We start from the raw sequence: 20,172 nt of genomic DNA on the forward strand, positions 1-20,172 counted from the left end.
GACCCCCCGAGATTTGGGCTAGATTCAGTCCGCTGTCAGCCGGGCCTTGATCTCCAGCAGATCAGCCCAGGCTGCCCGTTTCTGCGCGGGCTGGCGTAACAGATAAGCCGGGTGGAACATCGGCATGACGGGCTTGCCCTGCGCCTCCTGCCAGGTGCCGCGCATCCGGGTGATTCCGCGTTTGCCAAGCAAGGCATCACAGCTGATGTTGCCCATAGCGATCAGGATATCCGGCTTTGCCAGCGCGATATGACGCTCCAGAAAGGGCGTCATCATGGCGATTTCTGCCGGTAGGGGATCGCGGTTCTGCGGCGGCCGCCAGGGCAGCACATTAGCGATATAGACGCTGTCCTTACGAGACAGCCCGATGGCCGCCAGCATCCGGTCCAACAGCTGCCCGGCCCGGCCCACAAACGGTTTGCCTGCAATATCCTCGTCGCGGCCGGGCGCCTCGCCCACCACCATGACGCGGGCACCGGGCTGACCATCTGCAAACACCAGATTGCGCGCGCCTTTTTTCAACTCGCAGTGTTCAAACTGCCCCAGCGCCTCATAAAGGCCCTCCAGCGACCCTGCTGCACCCGCCATCTGTCGGGCCACCTCAACCGGATCAATGTCCCGAGGTTTCGCCGGTGCCACCTCAGCCGCCGCTGCGCCGGGTTTGGGCAGCCGCGCCTGCAATTCATAACGATTGACGGGCGCGTCACCGATCGCATCGGTCGCCCCCAATTCAATCTGCCAGGCCAAGAGCGCATGGGCGCTGTGATAATCCAATGCCGATTCCATACCCCAAGCTACCCCGCCTTGCGACGGATCAAAATACCCGCTGTGCGCACCGCTTGCCGCAGGTCACAGCCCTGCTATAAGAGCGCAAACATCGCGGAGCCTGCCCATGCCCACAGCCACCTCGTCACCTGATCCGATGGCCTTTTCTCAACGGCATCTTCTGGGCATCGAACCGCTGAAACCGCATGAAATCACCGCGATCCTTGATCTCGCGGACAGCTATGCAGAGCTGAACCGGCGTCCCGACAAACACGCCAATGCGCTGTCGGGGCTGACCCAGGTCAATATGTTCTTTGAGAACTCCACCCGCACGCAGGCCAGCTTTGAAATCGCGGGCAAGCGGTTGGGCGCGGATGTGATGAACATGGCGATGCAGGCCTCCTCAATCAAAAAGGGGGAAACCCTGATCGACACCGCGATGACGCTGAACGCGATGCACCCAGATCTTCTGGTGGTGCGCCATCCGCATTCCGGCGCCGTGGATCTCTTGGCGCAGAAGGTAAACTGCGCGGTACTGAATGCCGGCGACGGGCGGCATGAGCACCCTACACAGGCGCTGCTGGATGCGCTGACCATCCGCCGTGCAAAAGGCCGTCTGCACCGGCTGAACATCGCAATTTGCGGTGATGTGGCCCACTCCCGTGTGGCGCGCTCGAACCTGATCCTGTTGGGCAAGATGGAGAACCGCATCCGCCTGATTGGCCCGCCGACACTGGTGCCCGGCCACTTTGCCGACTTCGGCGCCGAGATTTACGACGACATGCGCGAAGGCCTGAAAGACGTGGATGTGGTCATGATGCTGCGCCTCCAGAAGGAGCGTATGGATGGCGGCTTCATCCCGTCGGAGCGCGAATACTACCATCGCTACGGGCTTGATGCGGAGAAACTGGCGCTGGCCAAACCCGACGCCATCGTCATGCACCCCGGCCCAATGAACCGGGGCGTTGAAATCGACGGCACGCTTGCCGATGACATCAACCGCTCGGTCATTCAGGAACAGGTCGAAATGGGCGTCGCCGTCCGCATGGCCGCCATGGACCTTCTGGCCCGCAACCTGCGCACCAGCCGCGAGCGGGCAGCGGCGCAACCGGGCGTGGCCTGATCCATGGCTGAGTTGGTTGCACAACCCTTCAGCATCGCCGCAGGTGAGCAGAGGATGATCCATGTCTTCGACCTCGACATGCGGCCCGAACAGGCGCGTTTCCTGCGAGAACCCGGCGCGCTGGCGCAGGTTCTGGGAATTGAAGATATAGATCTGGATCACGTGGAGATCTTCCCGGTGAGCGATCTGGAGGATCTGGGGCTTGTCGGCTATCTGCGTGACGGCTGCGGTATCCCGAATGAGCAGCTGGCCTCAGACACACAGAAACTCACCGGGATTGAAGGCTATGTGCTGCTCCTGCGCTCCCGCGCGCTGCGGGGCGAGGAAACGCGTCTCACTCCGGCCCGTCAAATTCGACATATTGGCGGCTATAGTGAGGTGGGGGCGGATTGGACCAGTCTACCCAGCCACCCCGACGACACCCCCGATAGCGCCAAACTCTACTCGGCGCCACGCCCCTCCCCGCGGGAGGCCCGCTCCCGCGCGCGGCGCATCGGGGCCACGATCTTTGCGATTGTGATGGCGCTGATCCTATTCGCCGTCCTGATGCTGGCAACCTGAGATGTCCGAAACCGTCTTCCCCCCTGATCGCATGGCCTACTGGCGCAGCCACGCCTGGCTCGCTGTGATTGCCATGGTTGGTGCAATGGGCATTCTCTGGGTGATGGGAAACCCGCATGTCTGGACCGGTGCCATCGGCGGGCTGGCCGCCATTGGCCTGCGCGGCGGCTACCTCATGTCCGATGAGATGACCCGTGTTTGGAAGCTCGGCGACACCACCATCAACGGCCCCGACCAACAGACCATCCCGCTGGCCGATGTGGCCGAGCTGAACCGCCTTGGCAGTACTGTCCAGATCGTCACCCATGATGGCCACAAGTACCTGATCAAATACCAGCCCGACCCAGGCGCGACCCTCAATGCAATTGAAAGAGCAAAGGTATGAGTAGCACAGACGAATGGACCGGCATCCTTGACGATGGTGAAGAAATTATCTGGCAGGGCCGACCTGATGGGGCGATTGCCTTACGTCCCGCAGCCCTGTTCAAAGCTGCTTTTGGATTGTTTTTTTCTGGCTTTGCACTGTTTTGGATGCTGGGGGCATTCAAATCGGGCGGATCCTTCTGGATGTTTGGTCTTTTACACTTCAGCGTCGGCTTAGGGATCATTTTCCACGCTGTCTTTTGGTCATCATATGTTCGCCGGAACAGCTGGTACACGCTAACCGACCGTCGCGCGTTCATCGGAATCGGCCTGCCATTGCTTGGACGAAAGCTGCAGTCCTACCCGCTCACCGGCAGCACACCGCTAGAACTGGTTGATAGACAGCCCGCCAGCGTATTTTTTGCCGAAAGAACCAAGCGCGGGCAGAACGGATCAACGACTGTTCCGGTTGGATTTGAGCGAATTGCGGAAGGTCGCGAGGTCTATCGCATGATGCGCGATGTTCAGGCCAGGGCGCCGGAAAGGAAATGACACTTATGACCACTCTCTTCACCAACGCCCGCCTGATCGACCCTGAGGCCGGAACCGACAGTATCGGCGCGGTTCTGGTGCAGAACGGGCGCATCGCGGCCGTGGATAAGAATGGCACCGGCTCTGACCAATTGTTTCGCACGCGAAACATTGGGGCAGAGGATGTGACCCTTATTGATTGCCGCGGCAAATGTCTGGCCCCCGGCATTGTCGATATCGGCGTGAAGGTCTGCGAGCCGGGTGAGCGCCATAAGGAAAGCTATAAATCTGCAGGTCTCGCGGCGGCGGCGGGTGGGGTCACCACCATGGTGACACGCCCTGACACCACCCCGTCCATCGACAGTCCGGAAACGCTGGAGTTCGTGACCCGTCGCGCGCAGGCCGATGCGCCGGTGAATGTTCTGCCAATGGCCGCCCTGACCAAGGGCCGTGCAGGTCGGGAAATGACCGAGATCGGCTTTCTCATGGATGCGGGCGCGGTTGCCTTCTCCGATTGCGATCACGTGGTCGCCGACACCAAGGTCTTTTCCCGCGCGCTGTCTTATGCGCGCAGCTGCGGCGCGCTGGTCATTGCGCATCCGCAGGAGCCGGGATTGAGCAAAGGGGCTGCGGCAACCTCGGGTAAATTCGCCACTCTGCGCGGGCTGCCCGCCGTCACGGCGATGGCGGAGCGGATGGGGCTGGATCGCGATATCGCCCTATTGGAGATGACCGGCGCCAGATACCACGCCGACCAGATCACCACCGCCCGTGCCCTGCCCGCCCTGCAACGGGCAAAGGCAAACGGGCTGGACATCACCGCAGGCACGTCGATTCACCATCTGACGCTGAATGAGCTGGACGTTGCGGACTACCGCACCTTCTTCAAGGTGAAACCGCCGTTGCGCTCCGAAGAGGACCGTCTGGCGCTGATCGAGGCACTGCGCGAGGGGCTGATTGATACGATCTCCTCCATGCACACGCCACAGGACGAGGAAAGCAAGCGCTTGCCCTTTGAAGAGGCCGCCGCCGGTGCCGTGGCGTTGGAGACACTGCTGCCTGCGGCCCTGCGGCTTTATCATGCGGAGCAGCTCGACCTGCCGACACTGTTTCGCGCGATGGCACTGAACCCGGCCAAACGTCTGGGACTGGACTGTGGCCGTCTGTCCCAAGGTGCTCCTGCTGATCTGGTGCTGTTTGATGCGGACCAGCCCTTTGTGATGGACCGGTTTGCGCTGCACTCGAAATCACAGAACACCCCCTTTGACGGGCAGCGGATGCAAGGTAGGGTGCTGGCAACCTATGTGGCCGGTGAACCGGTCTACCGGAGAGATTGATGCCGCCTATTGAAACTGCCGCCCCTGTCCTGCTGCTATGGGCCGTGATTGGCTATGCACTGGGGTCTATTCCCTTTGGCCTGCTGCTGACACGGATCATGGGGTTGGGCAATCTGCGCACTATCGGATCGGGCAATATCGGCACCACCAATGTGCTGCGCACCGGCTCGAAAAAAGCCGCCGCGCTGACTCTGCTGCTGGACGGTGGCAAGGGGGCGGTCGCGGTGCTGCTGGCGCGCACGCTGGCGGGCGAAGATGCCGCACAGCTGGCGGGTCTGGCGGCTTTTCTTGGCCATTGCTACCCGATCTGGCTGAAATTTCAGGGCGGGAAAGGCGTTGCCACCTTCCTTGGCCTGATGCTGGCGCTGGCCTGGCCCGTAGGGATCGCCTGCTGCCTGACCTGGCTGGCCGCCGCCTATCTGAGCAAGATCTCCTCAATGGGGGCTTTGGTGTCTGCAGTGGCGGCCCCGCTGTGGTGCCTGCTTCTGGGCGCACCCATAACGACGGGGCTGGCCGCTCTACTGGCCGCGATCATCCTGTGGCGGCACAAGGAAAACATCGCGCGATTGCGCATGGGCACCGAGCCCAAGATCGGACAGAAGTAGCCCGATATCAGCTAAACCTCTGTTTTGTAAAAAGCCCTCCTCCACCATGGACGAGGGCTTTTTCATGCTCACAGGAATGTGCCACCGCGCCTGTGCAGAGAATTTGTGCATCAACGCACATACAAAAGGAGTTGTTTTGAACGTGATCGAGGGAGTCCTCATATCGGTGTCGTGACCAAAACGGTCCAATTTTGAAGACCTGTATTTTGATGACGTAACGCTTTGATCATTCCAACTCAGGGTGCCGAGGTACCCGCTACATCGAAAGGTTCATACCGATGAATACCGTAAAATCCCTTCTGGGCGGGATCGCCCTCTCCGTTACGCTGGCAACCTCCGCGCTGGCCGCTGGCGTTGATGTCAACGCCTCCTCTACCGGTCTGGCCATGCAGGGATATGACCCTGTCGCCTATTTCAACGCCGGTGAAGCGACCAAAGGTTCCTACAAGGTGACCGCCACCCACGACGACGCTACATATTGGTTCGCTACCGAGGAGAACAAAGCCCTGTTTGAAGCCACACCGGACGCCTACATCCCGGCCTACGGCGGCTACTGCGCCTTTGGTGCGGCGATGGGCTTCAAGTTCGACGGCGATCCGCATCAGTGGAAAATCGTCGATGATGTCCTCTACCTGAACCTGTCGAAGGACATTCAGGAACGTTGGAGCACGGACATTCCCGGCTTCATCGAAAAAGCCGATGTGAACTGGGATGAGATCGCTGACGCCGAGCCGGCGGAGCTGCTGCAGTAAGCCTGTAACGGCAGATCCAAATCGCAGATGGGCGGCAGGATATCCTGCCGCCCATTCTGTTCATGCCTCAGAGGGAACACTCCCTCTGCGCAGGATATTACTTCGAGGCCAGCCGTTCGACCGCCTCGGCCGTGCGCTTGGTGTTGTTGTAAATTCCCAGCGCCAGATAGAGCGAGCCGGCGATCAGGATCACATAGAGGGTGCCAACCACAAGCACACCGAGTGCCGCGAGGATACCGCCGCCGCCCGGCTGCATGGTTGCCAGAACTGCCCCGCCGACAACTGCGAGCAGCAGCAGCACAACGACGACACCAACCAGTTTTTCAAATGCTGAAATAAAGAAATTGCCCATATCAATACCTTTCCGAGCTCTAGATTGCGCGTTTTCTAGGGGGGAGAAATAGAGAGAACAAGCTCTCAATTAGGGGGAAAATCAAGCGGGTAGCGCCAGAGGGAGCCCACACCAACACCCGCAAAATCAGTCGAGAACCCGCCGCGCGGCCCGCGCAGAAAAAAGGGCGCCTGCACAGCGCCCTCTTCGATGGTCTCAATCTGGTCCCCTGTGGGTCTCAGTAGCTGTATTCAGAGTAGATGCGGCTCAGATCGCCATTCCAGTCGCCATGGTAGCGATCCAGCAGCTCATCCGCTGGGACTTTGCCGGTCTCGATACTGTCCTTCAGCGCATTGAGGAAGTGGGTTTCATCCGGCACCAACCCCCCGGCCCCGGCGCGCGCGCGGGATTTGAGGCCCGCCTCAGAGATCGCCACCACTTCGCGGGCCAGATCATGCATCTTGATATTGCCGACCTGTGCCTGCAGCCCTTGTTCCGATGCGGCCACACGCAGGGCCTCGCGGGTTTCTGCATCCCAGCCCTTTGCCAGATCCCAGGCGGCATCAAGGCTGGATTGATCGTACATCATCCCCACCCAGAAGGCCGGCAGGGCACAGAGGCGGCGCCAGGGACCGCCATCGGCACCGCGCATTTCCATATATTTCTTGATCCGGGCTTCGGGGAAGGCGGTGGTCAGATGATCAGCCCAGTCGCTCAGGGTGGGGGTTTGCCCCGGCAACGCGGGCAGTTCTCCCTTGAGGAAGTCGCGGAAGGACATGCCAAGCGCGTCGATATACTGGCCGTCGCGGTAGACGAAGTACATCGGCACATCGAGCGCGTATTCGACCCAACGTTCGAACCCGAATCCCTCATCAAAAACAAAAGGCACCATGCCGGTCCGGTCAGCATCCAGATCGCGCCAAACGCGCGAGCGCCAGGATTTGTGGTTGTTCGGCTTGCCCTCAAGAAAGGGCGAATTGGCAAAGAGAGCGGTTGCGACGGGCTGCAGCGCGATGGCCACGCGCATTTTCTGCACCATGTCCGCCTCGGATCCGAAGTCGAGATTGACCTGAACGGTACAAGTCCGGCGCATCATCGTGCGACCCATAGTGCCGACTTTACCCATATAGGCATCCATCAGCTTGTAGCGGCCCTTGGGCATCAGCGGCATTTCTTCGTGCGACCAGATCGGAGCCGCCCCCAGACCGATAAAACCGACGCCGATTTCATCGGCGATATCCTTTACCTCGCGCAGGTGGGTGTTCACCTCGTCACAAGTTTCATGGATTGTCTCCAATGGGGCACCAGAAAGTTCCAGCGCACCACCGGGTTCCAGCGAAACATTGGCGCCATCTTTTTCAAGACCGATCAGGTGGCCACCTTCGCGCACCTCGGACCAGCCGTGACGGTCGCGCAACCCCTCAAGAACGGCCACTATTGACCGCGTGCCTTCAAACGGCAGCGGCTTCAGCGAGTCCTTGCAATAGCCGAATTTCTCATGCTCGGTGCCGATACGCCATTGGTCACGGGGCTTGCAGCCAGAGGCAAGATATTCCGCCAATTGTTCGTGCCGTTCGATCGGCCCACCGCCGGATTGAGGGATAGACATCTGGGGCTCTCCGTAAGGTTGATCCGTCCTGCGCTGCAAGTCGTGGTCGGTATTTCCGGCAGTGTCAATGCAGCCTGTGCACGGTTGGTCGTGTTGGTGCGCGCTCCCAGATCACGACCTGGTGACCACCGGATTTGCGCAATTCTGCCAGCATCCGCTCCATACGCAACCCCGGCAGGGTCGCAAAGGCGTCAAAGAGCGCATCGGTGTTGGTCGCATTGACGGGGATCGCCAAGGCGGACTGCCCCGGTTGATCCAATAGCCAATGAGGTGGTTTCGCAGCGTGATCCAGTGTCAGGCGCTCCAATTCGGAGAGCGCGACAGCGCCGCCAGTGAGGGGGCCGAAATAGGCGATCTGCCCTTCGTCCACTTGAACCACGCCGGGGCCGCCGCCGCCCAGACGGAACCGCATCCGCTGCATGCCGATAACTGCGATGACAACACCCAGCCCTAGCAGCGCCCAGCCCAGCAGCGCCTGAGCCCCGTAGCTGCCAAGCGCCCAGAACAGGCCAAGCGCACCGAGAGCAGCCGCCGCGATCATCTCGCGCCAGCGCCAGAGGGCCGCGCGGGCTTCTGGTCGAATAAAGGTCATGAAGCAGGCTCCCCCTCAGCCATCGAAGGCAGCGGCGCGTGATCAAAAAGGATGAGCGAATAGCCGCCAATGGATTGAAATCCGATGGCCCGATAAGCACGCACAGCGGCCTCTCCTGCAGCAAAGAGAACCGCCTGTTCCACACCCGCCGCGCGGGCTTCCTTAAGGTGCAGTGCCAGAGCGCAGCGGGCGTAGCCGTGGCCGCGTTGTTCCGGCGGTGTATAGACCCCGCCGATCTGCACCACCTCGGGCAGTTGCGCGTTGAACCCTGTCATTGCGACCCAACGGTCTGCGATATTCAGCACGCGGTGACTGTCGCGCAGCAGGTAGCTGTCGATATCTTGTGATGCGACAGCTACCGCCTCAGACGCGGGGGTGCCGAGAATTTCCTGGTGATAGGCCGCGCGCCATTGCACGAGCATTGGTCGGGGCGCAGCCGACAGGGGATGCAGAACGGCGCCAGACAACTGCGGGCGATCCAGACTGCCCAGATCCAGTTCCGTCAGCGATAACGCCAGTCCCGGTTCATCGCGATCAAGTCGCTTGGGGTGCTGGTCAAGCCCGGTGGCCGCAAGATAGCGCCGCACCTGCGCCGTTTCGCCCAGGACGCCGACCTGCGGTTGTGGCGTCCCCGTCGACAGCTGCAAATCGACCAGTTGTTGTAGTTCATGCCAATCCGTGGCGCTAGCCTCCGCCGCCTGCAACAATAAGGTGCCATCGTTGGTCAGACCGGCGACGCCACCGTCACCACTGCCGCGCACCCATACACGCATCGCCTTGGCTGCGGCACTGTGCAAGCCGTGGTCCCGCAAATTGATCAGCAGAAACATGGAGCTGGCGACATTGCGACGCAGCAGATCATGGATCGCGGCGAGATCGCGATCCTGTGCCGGGCGCCAGCTCATCCCCAATCTCCATAGCGTTGCTGCCACACAGTCAATGCGGCCACCGCTGCGGTATCAGCGCGCAGGATGCGGGGGCCAAGACTCACCACATGGGACTGCGGCAACGCGTGCAGTCGCTTGCGCTCGGCCTCGGAAAACCCGCCCTCGGGTCCGATCACAATGGCCCAGGGTGCCTGTGCCGCTGTCTCGCTGGCCAGTGCCAATGCACTGCCGACCTCTGCTTCGTCACAAAACATCAGCTGGCGTTCTTCAGGCCAGTGGTCCAGCAGCCGCGAGAGTTTTTGCAGATCTGCCACCTCCGGCACATAGGTGCCACCACATTGCTCGGCGGCCTCAACCGCGTGGGCCTGAAGCCGGTCCTGGCGAATGCGGTCAGAATTTGTGAACTCGGTCTGCACCGGCAGGATCCGCGCCGCGCCCATTTCAGCAGCCTTCTCCACGATGAAATCAGTTCGCGCCTTCTTGATCGGGGCGAACAGCAGCCACAAATCCGGCGGCAGCACCAATGGCCGCGTCTGCTCCTGGCAGATAAGGACACCACTGCGCTTGCTCGCCTCGGCCACCTCGGCGCGCCATTCGCCATCCTCTCCGTTGAACAGCAACAGCTGCGCCCCAACCGTCTGCCGCATGACCCCAAACAGGTAATGCGCCTGATCGCGGTCCAGAGGAACCGATTGCCCTGCCCCCAGCGGGTGCTCTACATACAGTCTGATCTTTGCACTCATGAGGCATACATATGCAAGGCGGGACGCCAACACCAGATGGACAGGTCGCAGATGCGGTCAAAGGCAATTGGGTCGATCGCTACGCCCCTGAATGGAGTCGCCCCTATCTGCGCCTCAGCCGCGCCGACCGACCGATCGGCACCTGGCTGCTGCTAATCCCCTGTTGGTGGGGCCTGATGCTGGCGATTCTGTGGGATCAAAGCCCACGCTGGGAGGATCTGTGGATCTTTGCCGCCTGCGCTGCTGGGGCATGGCTGATGCGCGGCGCAGGCTGCACATGGAACGATATCACCGACCGCAATTTTGACGGACAGGTGGAACGCACCCGGTCCCGCCCCATTCCATCTGGTCAGGTCACGGTCACCGGAGCATTTATCTGGATGGGGCTGCAGGCACTGATCTCGCTCGGCATACTGCTGAGTTTCAATCAGGCTGCTATCGCGATGGGCATTCTGGCATTGTTTCCAGTGGCGATCTATCCCTTTGCCAAGCGGTTCACCTGGTGGCCGCAGGTGTTTCTGGGATTGGCCTTCAACTGGGGCGCGATGCTGGCCTGGGTGGCCCATACCGGCACTCTCAACTGGCCGCCGGTGATATTGTATCTGGCCGGGATTGCCTGGACGCTGTTTTATGACACTATCTATGCCCATCAGGATACTGAGGATGACGCGCTGATCGGGGTTAAATCCACAGCACGCCTGTTTGGCACACAAACGCCGATGTGGCTGCGCCGGTTCATTGTGGCAACCGTCAGCCTGATGGCGATCGCCATCATTCTGGCCGTCCAACCGCAGGGATCGGTTCTCGCGCTGATGCTGGCACTGGCCGCGCCCTGGGCGATGGGCTGGCATATGACCTGGCAGCTACGGGTGTTTGACGCCGAGAACAATGATCGTTTGCTGCAACTGTTTCGCCTCAACCGGGATACGGGCTTGATTCCGCTGATCTTCTTTGCCGCAGCTCTGTTCGCATGATTGAACCCGTCGCGCAGCCCCTGTAAGACAGGCAAAAGCCGTCTCAGACGGACGCCCTAACGGAGACCAGCCTGCCCATGCGCCTGTCCTCGCTTTTGATCTCTGGCCTGACGTTTGTCGCCGCTGCCGCGCTGAGCCTGGTGGTGGCCGGTTTTGCGGTGACGGGTATCGAAGCAGGCAGCGAAACCGCCGTACGCCGTGCGCTGGACAAAGTCGGCTATACCTGGGCCGAGGTTACCGCGGATGGGCTGCGCGTGATCCTGAATGGCACCGCACCGGATGAGGCCACACGATTTGGCGTGATATCGCTGGTCGGCGGTGTGGTCGATGCGGCGCGGGTGATTGATGAAATGCAGATCACCCCGTCCGAAGGCATCGCCCCTCCCCGGTTCTCAGCGGAAATTCTGCGCAATGACAGCGGCATTTCGATCATCGGGCTCATCCCGAGGGTTACCGACCGTGAAACCGTGATCACCCGGCTGAATACGATCGCAGGTGCGGATCAGGTCGCGGATCTGCTGGAAACCGCAAATTACACCGCCCCCAGGGGCTGGATGGCCGCAATGGACTACGCACTGGATGCCTTGAGCCTGCTGCCCCGGTCGAAGATCTCGGTCGAGGCGGAAGAAGTCTCCATCACAGCGATCTCCGACAGTGTTGATGCCAAGGAACAAATCGAAAAACGCCTGACCCGCATGGCCCCAGCCGGGCTGCGCCTGTCACTGGATATCGCTGCGCCGCGTCCGGTCATCACGCCGTTCACGCTGCGCTACAGCCTTGATGACGCGGGCGGCCGCTTTGATGCCTGCTCTGCCGAAAGCGAGTTGAGCCGTGATCGAATTCTGCGGGCAGCGACCAAGGCAGGGTTTGACGGCAAAGCCGATTGCGTGATTGGCATGGGGGTGCCCTCGCCCAATTGGGCCCGCGCCGCGGAGCTGGGCATTGCGTCCTTGTCAGAGCTGGGCGGGGGCTCCGTGACACTGGCCAATGCCGATATGACTCTGGTTGCGGCAGAGGGAACGGCACCGGCCCTGTTTGACCATGTGGTGGGTGAGTTGGAAAGCGCGCTGCCCCAGGTCTTCGCCCTGCATGCGGTGTTGCCCGAGCCGGAAACCGAAGACGGCAACGGTCCGCCTGAGTTTACCGCAACCCTAAGCCCGGAAGGTCAGGTGCAGCTGCGGGGCCGGATTTCGGATGAGGCCCTGCGCCAGATCAGCAGCAGCTATGCCCAGGCGCGCTTCGGTTCGCAGAATGTCTACAGTGCCACGCGGGTGGTTGAGGATCTGCCTGCTGACTGGCCGGTGCGGGTGCTGGCCGGGCTGGAGGCGCTGTCCCATCTTCAGCGCGGCGCGGTTTCGGTGACCCCTGACAGTCTGAGCCTGAGCGGGATGAGCCACCGCGAGGACGCGCCCTCCGAAATCGCCAAACTCTTGTCTGCGAAACTGGGCGATGCAGAGAGCTATGAGCTGAACGTCACCTATGAAGCGCCGCCCGAACCTGCGGACAAGCCGATGTCGCCGGAGCTGTGTGAGGCGGAGCTGGCTGCGGTGCAGACGGTCTCCAAAATCACCTTTGAGCCGGGGTCGGCGACTGTGGCCGCGGGCAGCCGGGACACATTGGATCAGATTGCAGACATCCTGGCACGCTGTGACGGGGTACGGCTGGAAATCCAGGGCCATACCGACAGTCAGGGACGCGAGGAAATGAACCAGACACTCAGCCAGTCGCGGGCACAGTCGGTTCTGAATGAGCTGCGTGGCCGTCGTCTGGTCACCAGCAGTTTCACCGCCAAAGGCTATGGCGAAAGCACCCCGATTGCGAGCAACGACACCGAGGACGGCCGTGAAGCCAACCGTCGGATCGAGTTCCGCCTTATCCGCCCGGCCAATGACGCCGCCAGCGAAACCACACTTGATGAGGCCGCCACCGCACCTGAAGGCACCTCAGAGACCCCTTCCGACAGTGAACAGGAGACATCCGGACAATGAACAGGACAGAGTTCATCATTACCACTGCCATTATCCTGTTTGTCGCCTTTGCGATGGGGTGGTTTGCCAATTGGCTGGTGCATCGCTTCACCCGCGTGAAGCAGAGCGACGTGGCCGATCTGGACCGGATGAGCCAGGAACTGCACGAAGCAGAGGAAACCCGCGATCAGGCGATCACCTATCTGCAGCAGCGTGAGGCTGAACTGTCCAACCAACTGGCCCAGACAGAGGCAGAGTTACGGGCGGCTATGGATGGTCTGCGGGATGCGCGTCGCGAGGCAGAAGAGCTGCGCGGACAGCTGCACGGCTGAAGCGGCCGGCACGGGGATCAGTCCCAACGGGTCAGCGCCTCTTCGTCGCTGTGCTTTGCCTCAACCCAATTGCCGGTGCCGTCCTGCGTCATCTCTTTCTTCCAGAAGGGGGCGCGGGATTTGAGGTAATCCATCAGATATTCCGCTGCCTCAAACGCATCGGAGCGATGGCGCGCAGCGGTGGCGACCATCATGATCTGCTCGCCCGGAACTAACCGCCCATGACGATGAATGACCAGCGCATCCGCAAGTGACCAGCGCTGCTGCGCCTCCTGCGTAATCGTCTTTATCGCGCGCTCAGTCATGCCGGGGTAATGCTCGATCTCCATCGCCACCATCTCACCCTTCTCGGATCCCCGCACAACACCGGTAAAGGTTACGAGAGCGCCGGCATTGATCCCAGAGATGGCGACATCCGACGCAAAGCGCTGGCTTTCCTCCCCCAGATCAAATGCGTCCTTCTGAACCGCGATCCGCATCGCTCAGCCTCCGGTCATTGGTGGGAAGAACGCCACCTCTCGCACGCCTTCAAGCGGGGCGTCAAAATCCGACAGGTCCTGATCCAGCGCCACACGTAGCGCCGACAGATCGGCAAAAGCCGCGGCATAGCGCGGATCGCGGGCGCTGAGTTCAGCCACAAGATCGCGCACGTTTGCGGCTGTGGTCTCAACCTTTTCCTTGGGCAGTCCGATGCGCTCGCGCACCCAGGCAAAATAGAGAACATCCATCAGCGCGTCTCCTTCAGATGTGGCAGCGCCTTGCGCATGTAGTCAGCGCCAGTGATCAGCGTCAGTGCCGCCGCGATCCACAGCAGCCACAGGCCCAGCCGGCTGGTCCAGATCATGCCTTCATATTTCCAGCGCAGACCAAACTCATCGCTGACCTCCCCCAGCATAATCTGATCCACCAGCGCCTGATCCATGCCAAAGGAGGACATCACCAGATAGTGTTCGAAGATGCCTTGGGAAAACAGCGTGGCGATCGCGATCATCTGCGCGGTGGTCTTCCACTTCGCCAGCGCCGTCACCTTGAGCGTGCCGGCCGTATCGCCGAGGAACTCACGCAAACCCGAGACAAACACCTCACGAAACAGGATCACGGTGGCGGGCAGCACCAGCCAGGGCGTCCAGTGTTCGGCGGCATATCCGACAAGGATCATCAATGCGATCACCACCATCGCCTTGTCAGCGATGGGATCAAGCATTGCCCCCATCTTCGTCTCCTGGCCCCAAGACCGGGCGAGGTAGCCGTCAAACCAGTCAGTAATCGCCGCGCTGACAAAGAGGATCAGCGCAAACCAATCCGCATAGGGGCGCGAAAAATAGAGGAACATAATCGCGAGCCCCGGTGCTGCCACCAGGCGCAATAGGGTGAGGATATTAGGCACGGTCCATTTCATGGCTGCACACTAGCTCGCAGTGTCACGGGTGGAAAGCGGTACAGATGAATTTTCGGACGCGAATGGTCACATCTGTGCGGCTGTTTTTTGACCATCAAGTCAGGACCTTGTCGCCGCCACACCTTCGGCCTCCCACGGAGCGTGCCGCACCCGACACCGGATGGCTGTCGTGCGGGCTGACACCTGCGCGGGGCCCCTACCCCTGCGCGTGAAAGAAATCATAGATCCGCTGTGCCAGCGCCGCCGAAACCCCCTCTACAGCCTTCAGGTCCGATAGATTGGCCCGGCTGACCGCCTTGGCGCTGCCAAAATGCGCGAGAAGCGCACGCTTGCGGGCCGCGCCGACACCTGGCACCTCGTCCAGCGGTGTGGCGCCCATGGCTTTCGCCCGTTTGGCGCGGTGGGTGCCAATCGCAAAGCGGTGCGCCTCATCCCGCATCCGCTGCACGAAATAAAGCACCGGATCATTGCGCTGGAGAGCAAAGGCGGGCGCACCCAGGCGGTGGAATTCTTCCTTGCCGTGGTCACGGTCGACGCCTTTTGCCACACCAATCATCGGTATGTCCTGCACACCATGCTCTGCCATGATCTCCGCCACCGCACTGACTTGCCCGGCGCCCCCATCAATCAGCAAAAGATCCGGCCAGAGACCCTTCTCGCGGTCAGGGTCCTCTTTCAGCAGACGAGAGAAGCGGCGGTTGAGCACTTCCTTCATCATGCCGAAATCATCACCGGGAGTGAGATCATCTCCCCTGATGTTGAACTTGCGATAGGCGTTTTTCATGAAACCCTCGGGGCCGGCAACGATCATGCCCCCCACCGCATGGCTGCCCTGAATATGAGAGTTGTCGTAGACCTCGATCCGCTGCGGCGGACCCTCCAGACCAAAGGCTTCAGCCACACCGCGCAGCAGTTTCGCCTGTGTCGCGCTTTCGGCCATGCGGCGGGCGAGAGATTCGCGGGCGTTGCGGACGGCACCTGCCACCAGCTCTGTCTTCTCCCCCCGTTGCGGCACCAGAATTTCGACCCGGCGCCCGGCCTTATCGCTGAGAGCCTGTTCCATCAGGTCGCCATTCTCAATCTCATCAGACAGGATCAACTGCCGGGGCGGTTCCTTGTTGTCGTAGAACTGGCCAATGAAGGCCTCCATTACCTCCGCCGGGGAGACGTCCCCGTTGATACGGGGGTAGAAATCCTGGTTGCCCCAGTTCTGATTGGCCCGAATGAAAAACACCTGCACGCAGGCCTGTCCGCTGTCGAGATACAGACCGATCACATCTGCCTCCGCCACACCACGTGGGTTGATACCCTGCGAGGTCTGCACCTGTGTCAGCGCCTTGATCCGGTCGCGCAGGGCGGCGGCGCGTTCAAACTCCATCGCTTCGGAGGCTGCGGCCATCTGCTCGGCCAGTTCCTCTTGAATCTTGGTTGAGCGCCCGGACAGGAAACGTTCGGCATCCCGCACAGAAGACGCATAGTCCTCGGCCGATATCTCGCCGGTACAGGGCGCGGTGCAGCGCTTGATCTGATACTGCAGGCAGGGACGCGTGCGGCTTTCAAACATCGCATTGCTGCAATTGCGCAGCAGGAAGGCCTTCTGCAACTGATTGAGAGTTCGGTTCACCGCGCCTGCACTCGCGAAGGGACCAAAGTAGCTGCCCTTCTCGCGCCGGGTGCCGCGGTGTTTCTTGATTTGCGGAAACGCGTGATCCTTCGCGACCAGAATATTGGGGAAACTTTTGTCGTCACGCAGCAGCACGTTGTACTTCGGCTTGAGCTGCTTGATCAGGTTCTGCTCCAGCAGCAGTGCCTCAGTCTCCGTGCGGGTGGTCAGGAACATCATCGATGCGGTTGCCGCGATCATCCGCTCAATCCGGGGCGAATGGCCCGGTCGGGAATAGTTCGACACCCGCGCCCGCAGATTGCGCGCCTTACCGACGTAGAGCACACGGCTCTCGCTATCCAGCATCCTGTAGACGCCCGGCGAGCTGTCCAGGGTCTTCAGATAATCCTGTATTACGGCGTACCCCGTCCGGTGGGTCGGGCGCGCCGTTTCAGGCGGGGTGTCGGGCTGATGGTCTGTCATGTTTCGAGATCTATGATTCCCGCAGGTGGTCTGCAATGTTAGCGCATCAGGATCAACATGGAACAAATCCACTGATGCTGTGGATAAGTCTGGTAATATCTTATGGCTATCCGCGATTTTTCCTTATTTTTGGCTGATTTCCAGCGTTTGCTTAAAAAATAGGCACTTATTTAACTAATTGATAAAAAACAAAAACTTTTCACATTGCGGACAAGTTTATGATTTCAAAAGGATTTTTGTAACGAATTTACGACGGGTTGACGCTACGTGCACAACTTCGGCGCTACCACTTTTGAACCGCCCCGCAAACCCGGTTATTCCAGCCCCACAACGTCCGGTGTTTCCCAGCTGAGATGTTGACCGCTATCGATGCAAATCAGCTGTCCGGTGACCGACGGCGCGCGCAAAAGATAGCTTAGCGCGGCTCTGCTGTCAGCCGGATCAGCACCGCGCTGCAACGGTGTGTTGGCACATTGGCGGGCGAATTGGCTTTCGCTCTGCCGTGGACCTCTCAGCGTGGGTCCCGGGCCGATTCCATTGACACGGATGCGCGGCGCGAGCGCCTGTGCACTGGTGCGGGTCAGCGTCCAAAGCGCCGATTTCGCCAGCGTATAGGTCATGAATTCCGGTGTCAGTTTACGCACGCGCTGATCAATGAGATTTATAACGGATGCAGACGCCAGCGCCCGCCCCTGCTCATCGACCTGTTGCGGCAGATCCTGCGCGGCCAATTGTTGTGTCAGGATGAAAGGCGCGCGCAGATTGCTGTCCATGTGGCGATCCCAGCTGCTGCGGGTCGCGGTCTCCAGGCTGTCATGTTCAAAGATAGAGGCATTGTTCACCAGACAGGTGATCAGCCCTCCCAGAGCGTCCGCCGCAGCAGGCAGCAGGGCCTCTGTCGCCTCTTCCTCCAGCAGGTCGGCCTGCAGGGTAACGGCAACGCGGCCCATAGCGCGAATATCCACCGCTGTGGCTTCTGCCGCATCAGCAGAGCTCGCATAGTGGACGGCGACGTCATAGCCGTTTTCCGCCAGTTCCAGCGCCATCGCGCGGCCAAGTCGCTTGCCCGCGCCGGTTACCAATGCCCGCATATTGCTCTCTCCTCATCTGCCTGTTGGCAATGAGTTAGAACAGCTGCACTAGGTAGACCACATAAACAGCAGATAAAATAATTCCCCAGGTGCGGGTGATATCCATTTTGAAGAACACAAATGGCACCAGCAGCAGCGAAGAGGCCAGCATCACCCAGAGGTCGACCCGCAGGAAAGAGGGATCAACGCTGATCGGGCCAATAAAGGTGGCGATGCCCACGATGGCCAGCAAGTTGAACATGTTGGAGCCGATGACGTTGCCAAGAGCAACATCCGCCTGACGGCGCAGTGCCGCCATTACGGTTGTCGCGAGTTCCGGTAAGGAGGTGCCAATGGCAACCAGCGTCAGGCCGATCACGGTTTCCGTGACCCCATAGGTACGGGCGATGATCGACGCGTTATCGACCAGCAGATCAGCCCCCAGCGGCAGGCCGATCAACCCCAGGAAAAGGTAAATGCCGATGCGCCAGTAAGGCATATCGGGATCCGCCTCTTCGATATCATCCAGTTCACTGTCCTTGCCATTGCGGCGATGAGCGCGGGCCTCACGGAAGGCGACCCCAAGAACCACCGACAGGGCCGCAAGCAGGATCAGGCCGGACCAGATCGTGAAGGTCCCGCAGAAGGCCAGCGCAATGAAGAGGACCGAGGCGATCAGCATAAAGACATAGTTTTTGCGCGTGTCGCACTCGCTGGTATGCAAGGATCGCATCAGGGCGGGAATGCCCAGGACCATCAGGATATTGGCGGTGTTTGACCCGACCACATTGCCAAGGGCAATCCCGTCAGCGTTTTCCCCGACGGCACGGATCGCGATCAGCAGCTCAGGCGCCGAGGTGCCAAAAGCCACGATCGTCAGACTGACGATCAGCGCCGGCACGCCCAGTCGCAGACTGAGGTTCACAGCCCCGCGCACCAGAGCGTCCCCGGCGAGCAACAGGATCACAAGCCCAAGTCCAGACAACAGCCATGGCATCATTGCCGAGGCCCTCCATTCTTTTTACAGGCACAGGGGCCTTTTCCGATCCTGAAGCGGCCGCAGCTGCCACAGCGCCGCGAGGCCAGGTGTTTTTGGCCGGGCATCCGCAGCTTGCCGAACATCGCCAGCACAGCCATCACCACAAGAAACAGGGAAACGATCTTAAATATCACGTCAGAGGCCAAACCGCGCATATTCGGCGCGTTCCTCGATGCCGCTCAGCGCATCTTGCGCGATCTGTACACCGATCCGACCCAGAAGCGGCTTCTTGATGCCATAGCGGCGGAACCGCACCTTGGGCCCGAAGCGAGCCTGCATCTTGGGGCGCAGATGGCCGATGCCATCAATCAGACCAAGGGACACGGCGCGTCGTCCAAGCCAGATCTCACCGGTATAGAGATCCTCGCTTGTGTCCAGTTTGTCGCCACGGCGATCTTTGACATGGGCGATGAAATTGTCGTGAATATCGCCCAGAAGCTGTTTCAGGCGCTTCACGTCCTCGGCATTTTCCGGGCGGAAAGGATCCAGCATCGATTTGCTGCGACCGGCGGTATAGACACGCCGTTCAACACCTTGACGCGCCAGGAAGACATGGGCGCCGAAGCCTGCAGAAATAACACCAATGGAGCCGAGGATCGAGCTTTCGTCGGCCCAGATCTCATCCGCTGAGGCCGCCAGCCAGTAGCCACCAGAGGCGGCCACATCTTCGACAAAGGCGATGGTGGGAACCTTCAGCTCCTCAGAGAGGCGGCGAATACGCGCGCCGATCAAGGCGCTTTGCACGGGGGAGCCACCTGGCGAGTTGATCTCGAACGCGACCGCAGCAGGCTTGCCCTTGCGGAAGGCACGTTCGAGCACCGGACCCAGTGCGGCATCATTCAGCGCACCGCGACCGGCCATGCCAATGGCGCCATTGAGGCGCACAACAGCAACCAGCGGTGGCTTGTTCAAGAAAGGCAATTTCAGGTTCATGTCGCCGATGTAGAATGCCGACTGACCTGAAACAAGGGATGGCGCCGGAACGAAGCAAGCGCAGCGGCAAAAAAGCCGCGCAGCTTGGGTAAAATTGCAACGTTCCCCTAATACGTGCGAGGTTCGCACAGATTGCCTGCCGTTGGGGCAGCCCGGCAAGGACCACCCCGATA

Annotated in this window: 24 protein-coding genes; 10 read left to right on the forward strand and 14 right to left on the reverse strand. The window is 60.6% G+C overall.

Going from position 1 to position 20,172, the window contains the following annotated elements:
• Positions 1 to 24: 24 nt before the first annotated feature.
• Positions 25 to 786 (reverse strand): uracil-DNA glycosylase, encoded by a 762-nt coding sequence (locus tag INHI_RS0114670; protein ID WP_014873411.1) that lies wholly within the window; start codon positions 784 to 786, stop codon positions 25 to 27.
• A 106-nt stretch (positions 787 to 892) separates the two neighbouring features.
• On the opposite strand from INHI_RS0114670, the gene INHI_RS0114675 reads away from it, so the two are divergent.
• The 7 genes from INHI_RS0114675 (at position 893) to INHI_RS0114705 (ending at position 6,037) form a co-directional block, all read left to right on the forward strand.
• A complete protein-coding gene (locus INHI_RS0114675) occupies positions 893 to 1,888 on the forward strand; it encodes an aspartate carbamoyltransferase catalytic subunit (protein WP_036767108.1) in 996 nt (331 codons plus the stop codon).
• A gap of 3 nt (positions 1,889 to 1,891) precedes the next feature.
• The gene (locus tag INHI_RS0114680) at positions 1,892 to 2,449 is read left to right on the forward strand and encodes a hypothetical protein (protein WP_027248122.1); all 558 of its coding nucleotides are present in this window, start codon (positions 1,892 to 1,894) and stop codon (positions 2,447 to 2,449) included.
• 1 nt (position 2,450) lies between these two features.
• Complete coding sequence (locus INHI_RS0114685; RefSeq protein ID WP_027248123.1) at positions 2,451 to 2,834, forward strand: hypothetical protein; 384 nt, start codon at positions 2,451 to 2,453, stop codon at positions 2,832 to 2,834.
• Positions 2,831 to 3,364 (forward strand): hypothetical protein, encoded by a 534-nt coding sequence (locus INHI_RS0114690; protein WP_014879004.1) that lies wholly within the window; start codon positions 2,831 to 2,833, stop codon positions 3,362 to 3,364. Before INHI_RS0114685 ends, INHI_RS0114690 begins: the two co-directional genes overlap by 4 nt.
• Before the next feature lie 5 nt (positions 3,365 to 3,369).
• Positions 3,370 to 4,680: a dihydroorotase gene (gene pyrC / locus INHI_RS0114695; protein WP_027248124.1), complete on the forward strand. Its 1,311-nt coding sequence runs from the start codon at positions 3,370 to 3,372 to the stop codon at positions 4,678 to 4,680.
• Positions 4,680 to 5,285 (forward strand): glycerol-3-phosphate 1-O-acyltransferase PlsY, encoded by a 606-nt coding sequence (gene plsY, locus INHI_RS0114700; RefSeq protein WP_027248125.1) that lies wholly within the window; start codon positions 4,680 to 4,682, stop codon positions 5,283 to 5,285. The genes pyrC and plsY overlap by 1 nt, the downstream gene beginning before the upstream one ends.
• Positions 5,286 to 5,563: 278 nt before the next feature.
• The gene (locus INHI_RS0114705; protein ID WP_014873405.1) at positions 5,564 to 6,037 is read left to right on the forward strand and encodes a YHS domain-containing (seleno)protein; all 474 of its coding nucleotides are present in this window, start codon (positions 5,564 to 5,566) and stop codon (positions 6,035 to 6,037) included.
• 97 nt (positions 6,038 to 6,134) lie between these two features.
• Here INHI_RS0114705 and INHI_RS0114710 read toward each other — a convergent pair whose 3' ends face one another.
• The 5 genes from INHI_RS0114710 to INHI_RS0114730 all read right to left on the reverse strand — a co-directional run bounded on the left by INHI_RS0114710 (position 6,135) and on the right by INHI_RS0114730 (position 10,199).
• Positions 6,135 to 6,389 carry a hypothetical protein gene (locus INHI_RS0114710; RefSeq protein WP_014873404.1) on the reverse strand — a complete coding sequence of 85 codons (255 nt, stop codon included), beginning with the start codon at positions 6,387 to 6,389 and terminating at the stop codon, positions 6,135 to 6,137.
• 217 nt (positions 6,390 to 6,606) lie between these two features.
• Positions 6,607 to 7,977, reverse strand: a complete 1,371-nt coding sequence (locus INHI_RS0114715; RefSeq protein WP_014873403.1) for a glutamate--cysteine ligase — start codon at positions 7,975 to 7,977, stop codon at positions 6,607 to 6,609.
• A gap of 64 nt (positions 7,978 to 8,041) precedes the next feature.
• On the reverse strand, positions 8,042 to 8,569 hold the full coding sequence (locus INHI_RS0114720) for a hypothetical protein (RefSeq protein ID WP_014873402.1): 528 nt from the start codon (positions 8,567 to 8,569) through the stop codon (positions 8,042 to 8,044).
• Positions 8,566 to 9,474, reverse strand: a complete 909-nt coding sequence (locus tag INHI_RS0114725; RefSeq protein WP_027248126.1) for a GNAT family N-acetyltransferase — start codon at positions 9,472 to 9,474, stop codon at positions 8,566 to 8,568. Before INHI_RS0114725 ends, INHI_RS0114720 begins: the two co-directional genes overlap by 4 nt.
• Positions 9,471 to 10,199: a 16S rRNA (uracil(1498)-N(3))-methyltransferase gene (locus INHI_RS0114730; protein WP_014879000.1), complete on the reverse strand. Its 729-nt coding sequence runs from the start codon at positions 10,197 to 10,199 to the stop codon at positions 9,471 to 9,473. The genes INHI_RS0114725 and INHI_RS0114730 overlap by 4 nt, the downstream gene beginning before the upstream one ends.
• Before the next feature lie 11 nt (positions 10,200 to 10,210).
• Between INHI_RS0114730 and ubiA the strand changes: the two genes are divergently transcribed.
• The 3 genes from ubiA (at position 10,211) to INHI_RS0114745 (ending at position 13,472) form a co-directional block, all read left to right on the forward strand.
• A complete protein-coding gene (gene ubiA / locus INHI_RS0114735) occupies positions 10,211 to 11,173 on the forward strand; it encodes a 4-hydroxybenzoate octaprenyltransferase (RefSeq protein WP_027248127.1) in 963 nt (320 codons plus the stop codon).
• Positions 11,174 to 11,250: 77 nt separating this feature from the next.
• Complete coding sequence (locus INHI_RS0114740) at positions 11,251 to 13,161, forward strand: OmpA family protein (protein ID WP_014873398.1); 1,911 nt, start codon at positions 11,251 to 11,253, stop codon at positions 13,159 to 13,161.
• On the forward strand, positions 13,158 to 13,472 hold the full coding sequence (locus INHI_RS0114745) for a hypothetical protein (protein WP_014878998.1): 315 nt from the start codon (positions 13,158 to 13,160) through the stop codon (positions 13,470 to 13,472). Before INHI_RS0114740 ends, INHI_RS0114745 begins: the two co-directional genes overlap by 4 nt.
• A gap of 17 nt (positions 13,473 to 13,489) precedes the next feature.
• Here INHI_RS0114745 and INHI_RS0114750 read toward each other — a convergent pair whose 3' ends face one another.
• The 8 genes from INHI_RS0114750 to INHI_RS0114785 form a co-directional block, all read right to left on the reverse strand.
• A complete protein-coding gene (locus INHI_RS0114750) occupies positions 13,490 to 13,951 on the reverse strand; it encodes a molybdenum cofactor biosynthesis protein MoaE (RefSeq protein ID WP_027248128.1) in 462 nt (153 codons plus the stop codon).
• Between the two features lie 3 nt (positions 13,952 to 13,954).
• Positions 13,955 to 14,200 (reverse strand): molybdopterin converting factor subunit 1, encoded by a 246-nt coding sequence (moaD, locus tag INHI_RS0114755; protein ID WP_027248129.1) that lies wholly within the window; start codon positions 14,198 to 14,200, stop codon positions 13,955 to 13,957.
• On the reverse strand, positions 14,200 to 14,871 hold the full coding sequence (gene pgsA / locus INHI_RS0114760) for a CDP-diacylglycerol--glycerol-3-phosphate 3-phosphatidyltransferase (protein ID WP_014873394.1): 672 nt from the start codon (positions 14,869 to 14,871) through the stop codon (positions 14,200 to 14,202). The genes moaD and pgsA overlap by 1 nt, the downstream gene beginning before the upstream one ends.
• A 196-nt stretch (positions 14,872 to 15,067) precedes the next feature.
• Positions 15,068 to 16,957, reverse strand: a complete 1,890-nt coding sequence (gene uvrC, locus INHI_RS0114765) for an excinuclease ABC subunit UvrC (RefSeq protein ID WP_027248130.1) — start codon at positions 16,955 to 16,957, stop codon at positions 15,068 to 15,070.
• A 314-nt stretch (positions 16,958 to 17,271) separates the two neighbouring features.
• Positions 17,272 to 18,048 carry an SDR family oxidoreductase gene (locus INHI_RS0114770; RefSeq protein WP_027248131.1) on the reverse strand — a complete coding sequence of 259 codons (777 nt, stop codon included), beginning with the start codon at positions 18,046 to 18,048 and terminating at the stop codon, positions 17,272 to 17,274.
• Between the two features lie 34 nt (positions 18,049 to 18,082).
• On the reverse strand, positions 18,083 to 19,027 hold the full coding sequence (locus tag INHI_RS0114775; RefSeq protein WP_014873391.1) for a calcium/sodium antiporter: 945 nt from the start codon (positions 19,025 to 19,027) through the stop codon (positions 18,083 to 18,085).
• Complete coding sequence (locus INHI_RS21330) at positions 19,024 to 19,221, reverse strand: hypothetical protein (protein ID WP_036767111.1); 198 nt, start codon at positions 19,219 to 19,221, stop codon at positions 19,024 to 19,026. The genes INHI_RS0114775 and INHI_RS21330 overlap by 4 nt, the downstream gene beginning before the upstream one ends.
• A complete protein-coding gene (locus tag INHI_RS0114785; RefSeq protein WP_027248133.1) occupies positions 19,202 to 19,999 on the reverse strand; it encodes a S49 family peptidase in 798 nt (265 codons plus the stop codon). Before INHI_RS0114785 ends, INHI_RS21330 begins: the two co-directional genes overlap by 20 nt.
• Positions 20,000 to 20,172: the final 173 nt, after the last annotated feature.

Source organism: Phaeobacter inhibens DSM 16374, from assembly GCF_000473105.1.
Lineage (GTDB): Bacteria > Pseudomonadota > Alphaproteobacteria > Rhodobacterales > Rhodobacteraceae > Phaeobacter > Phaeobacter inhibens.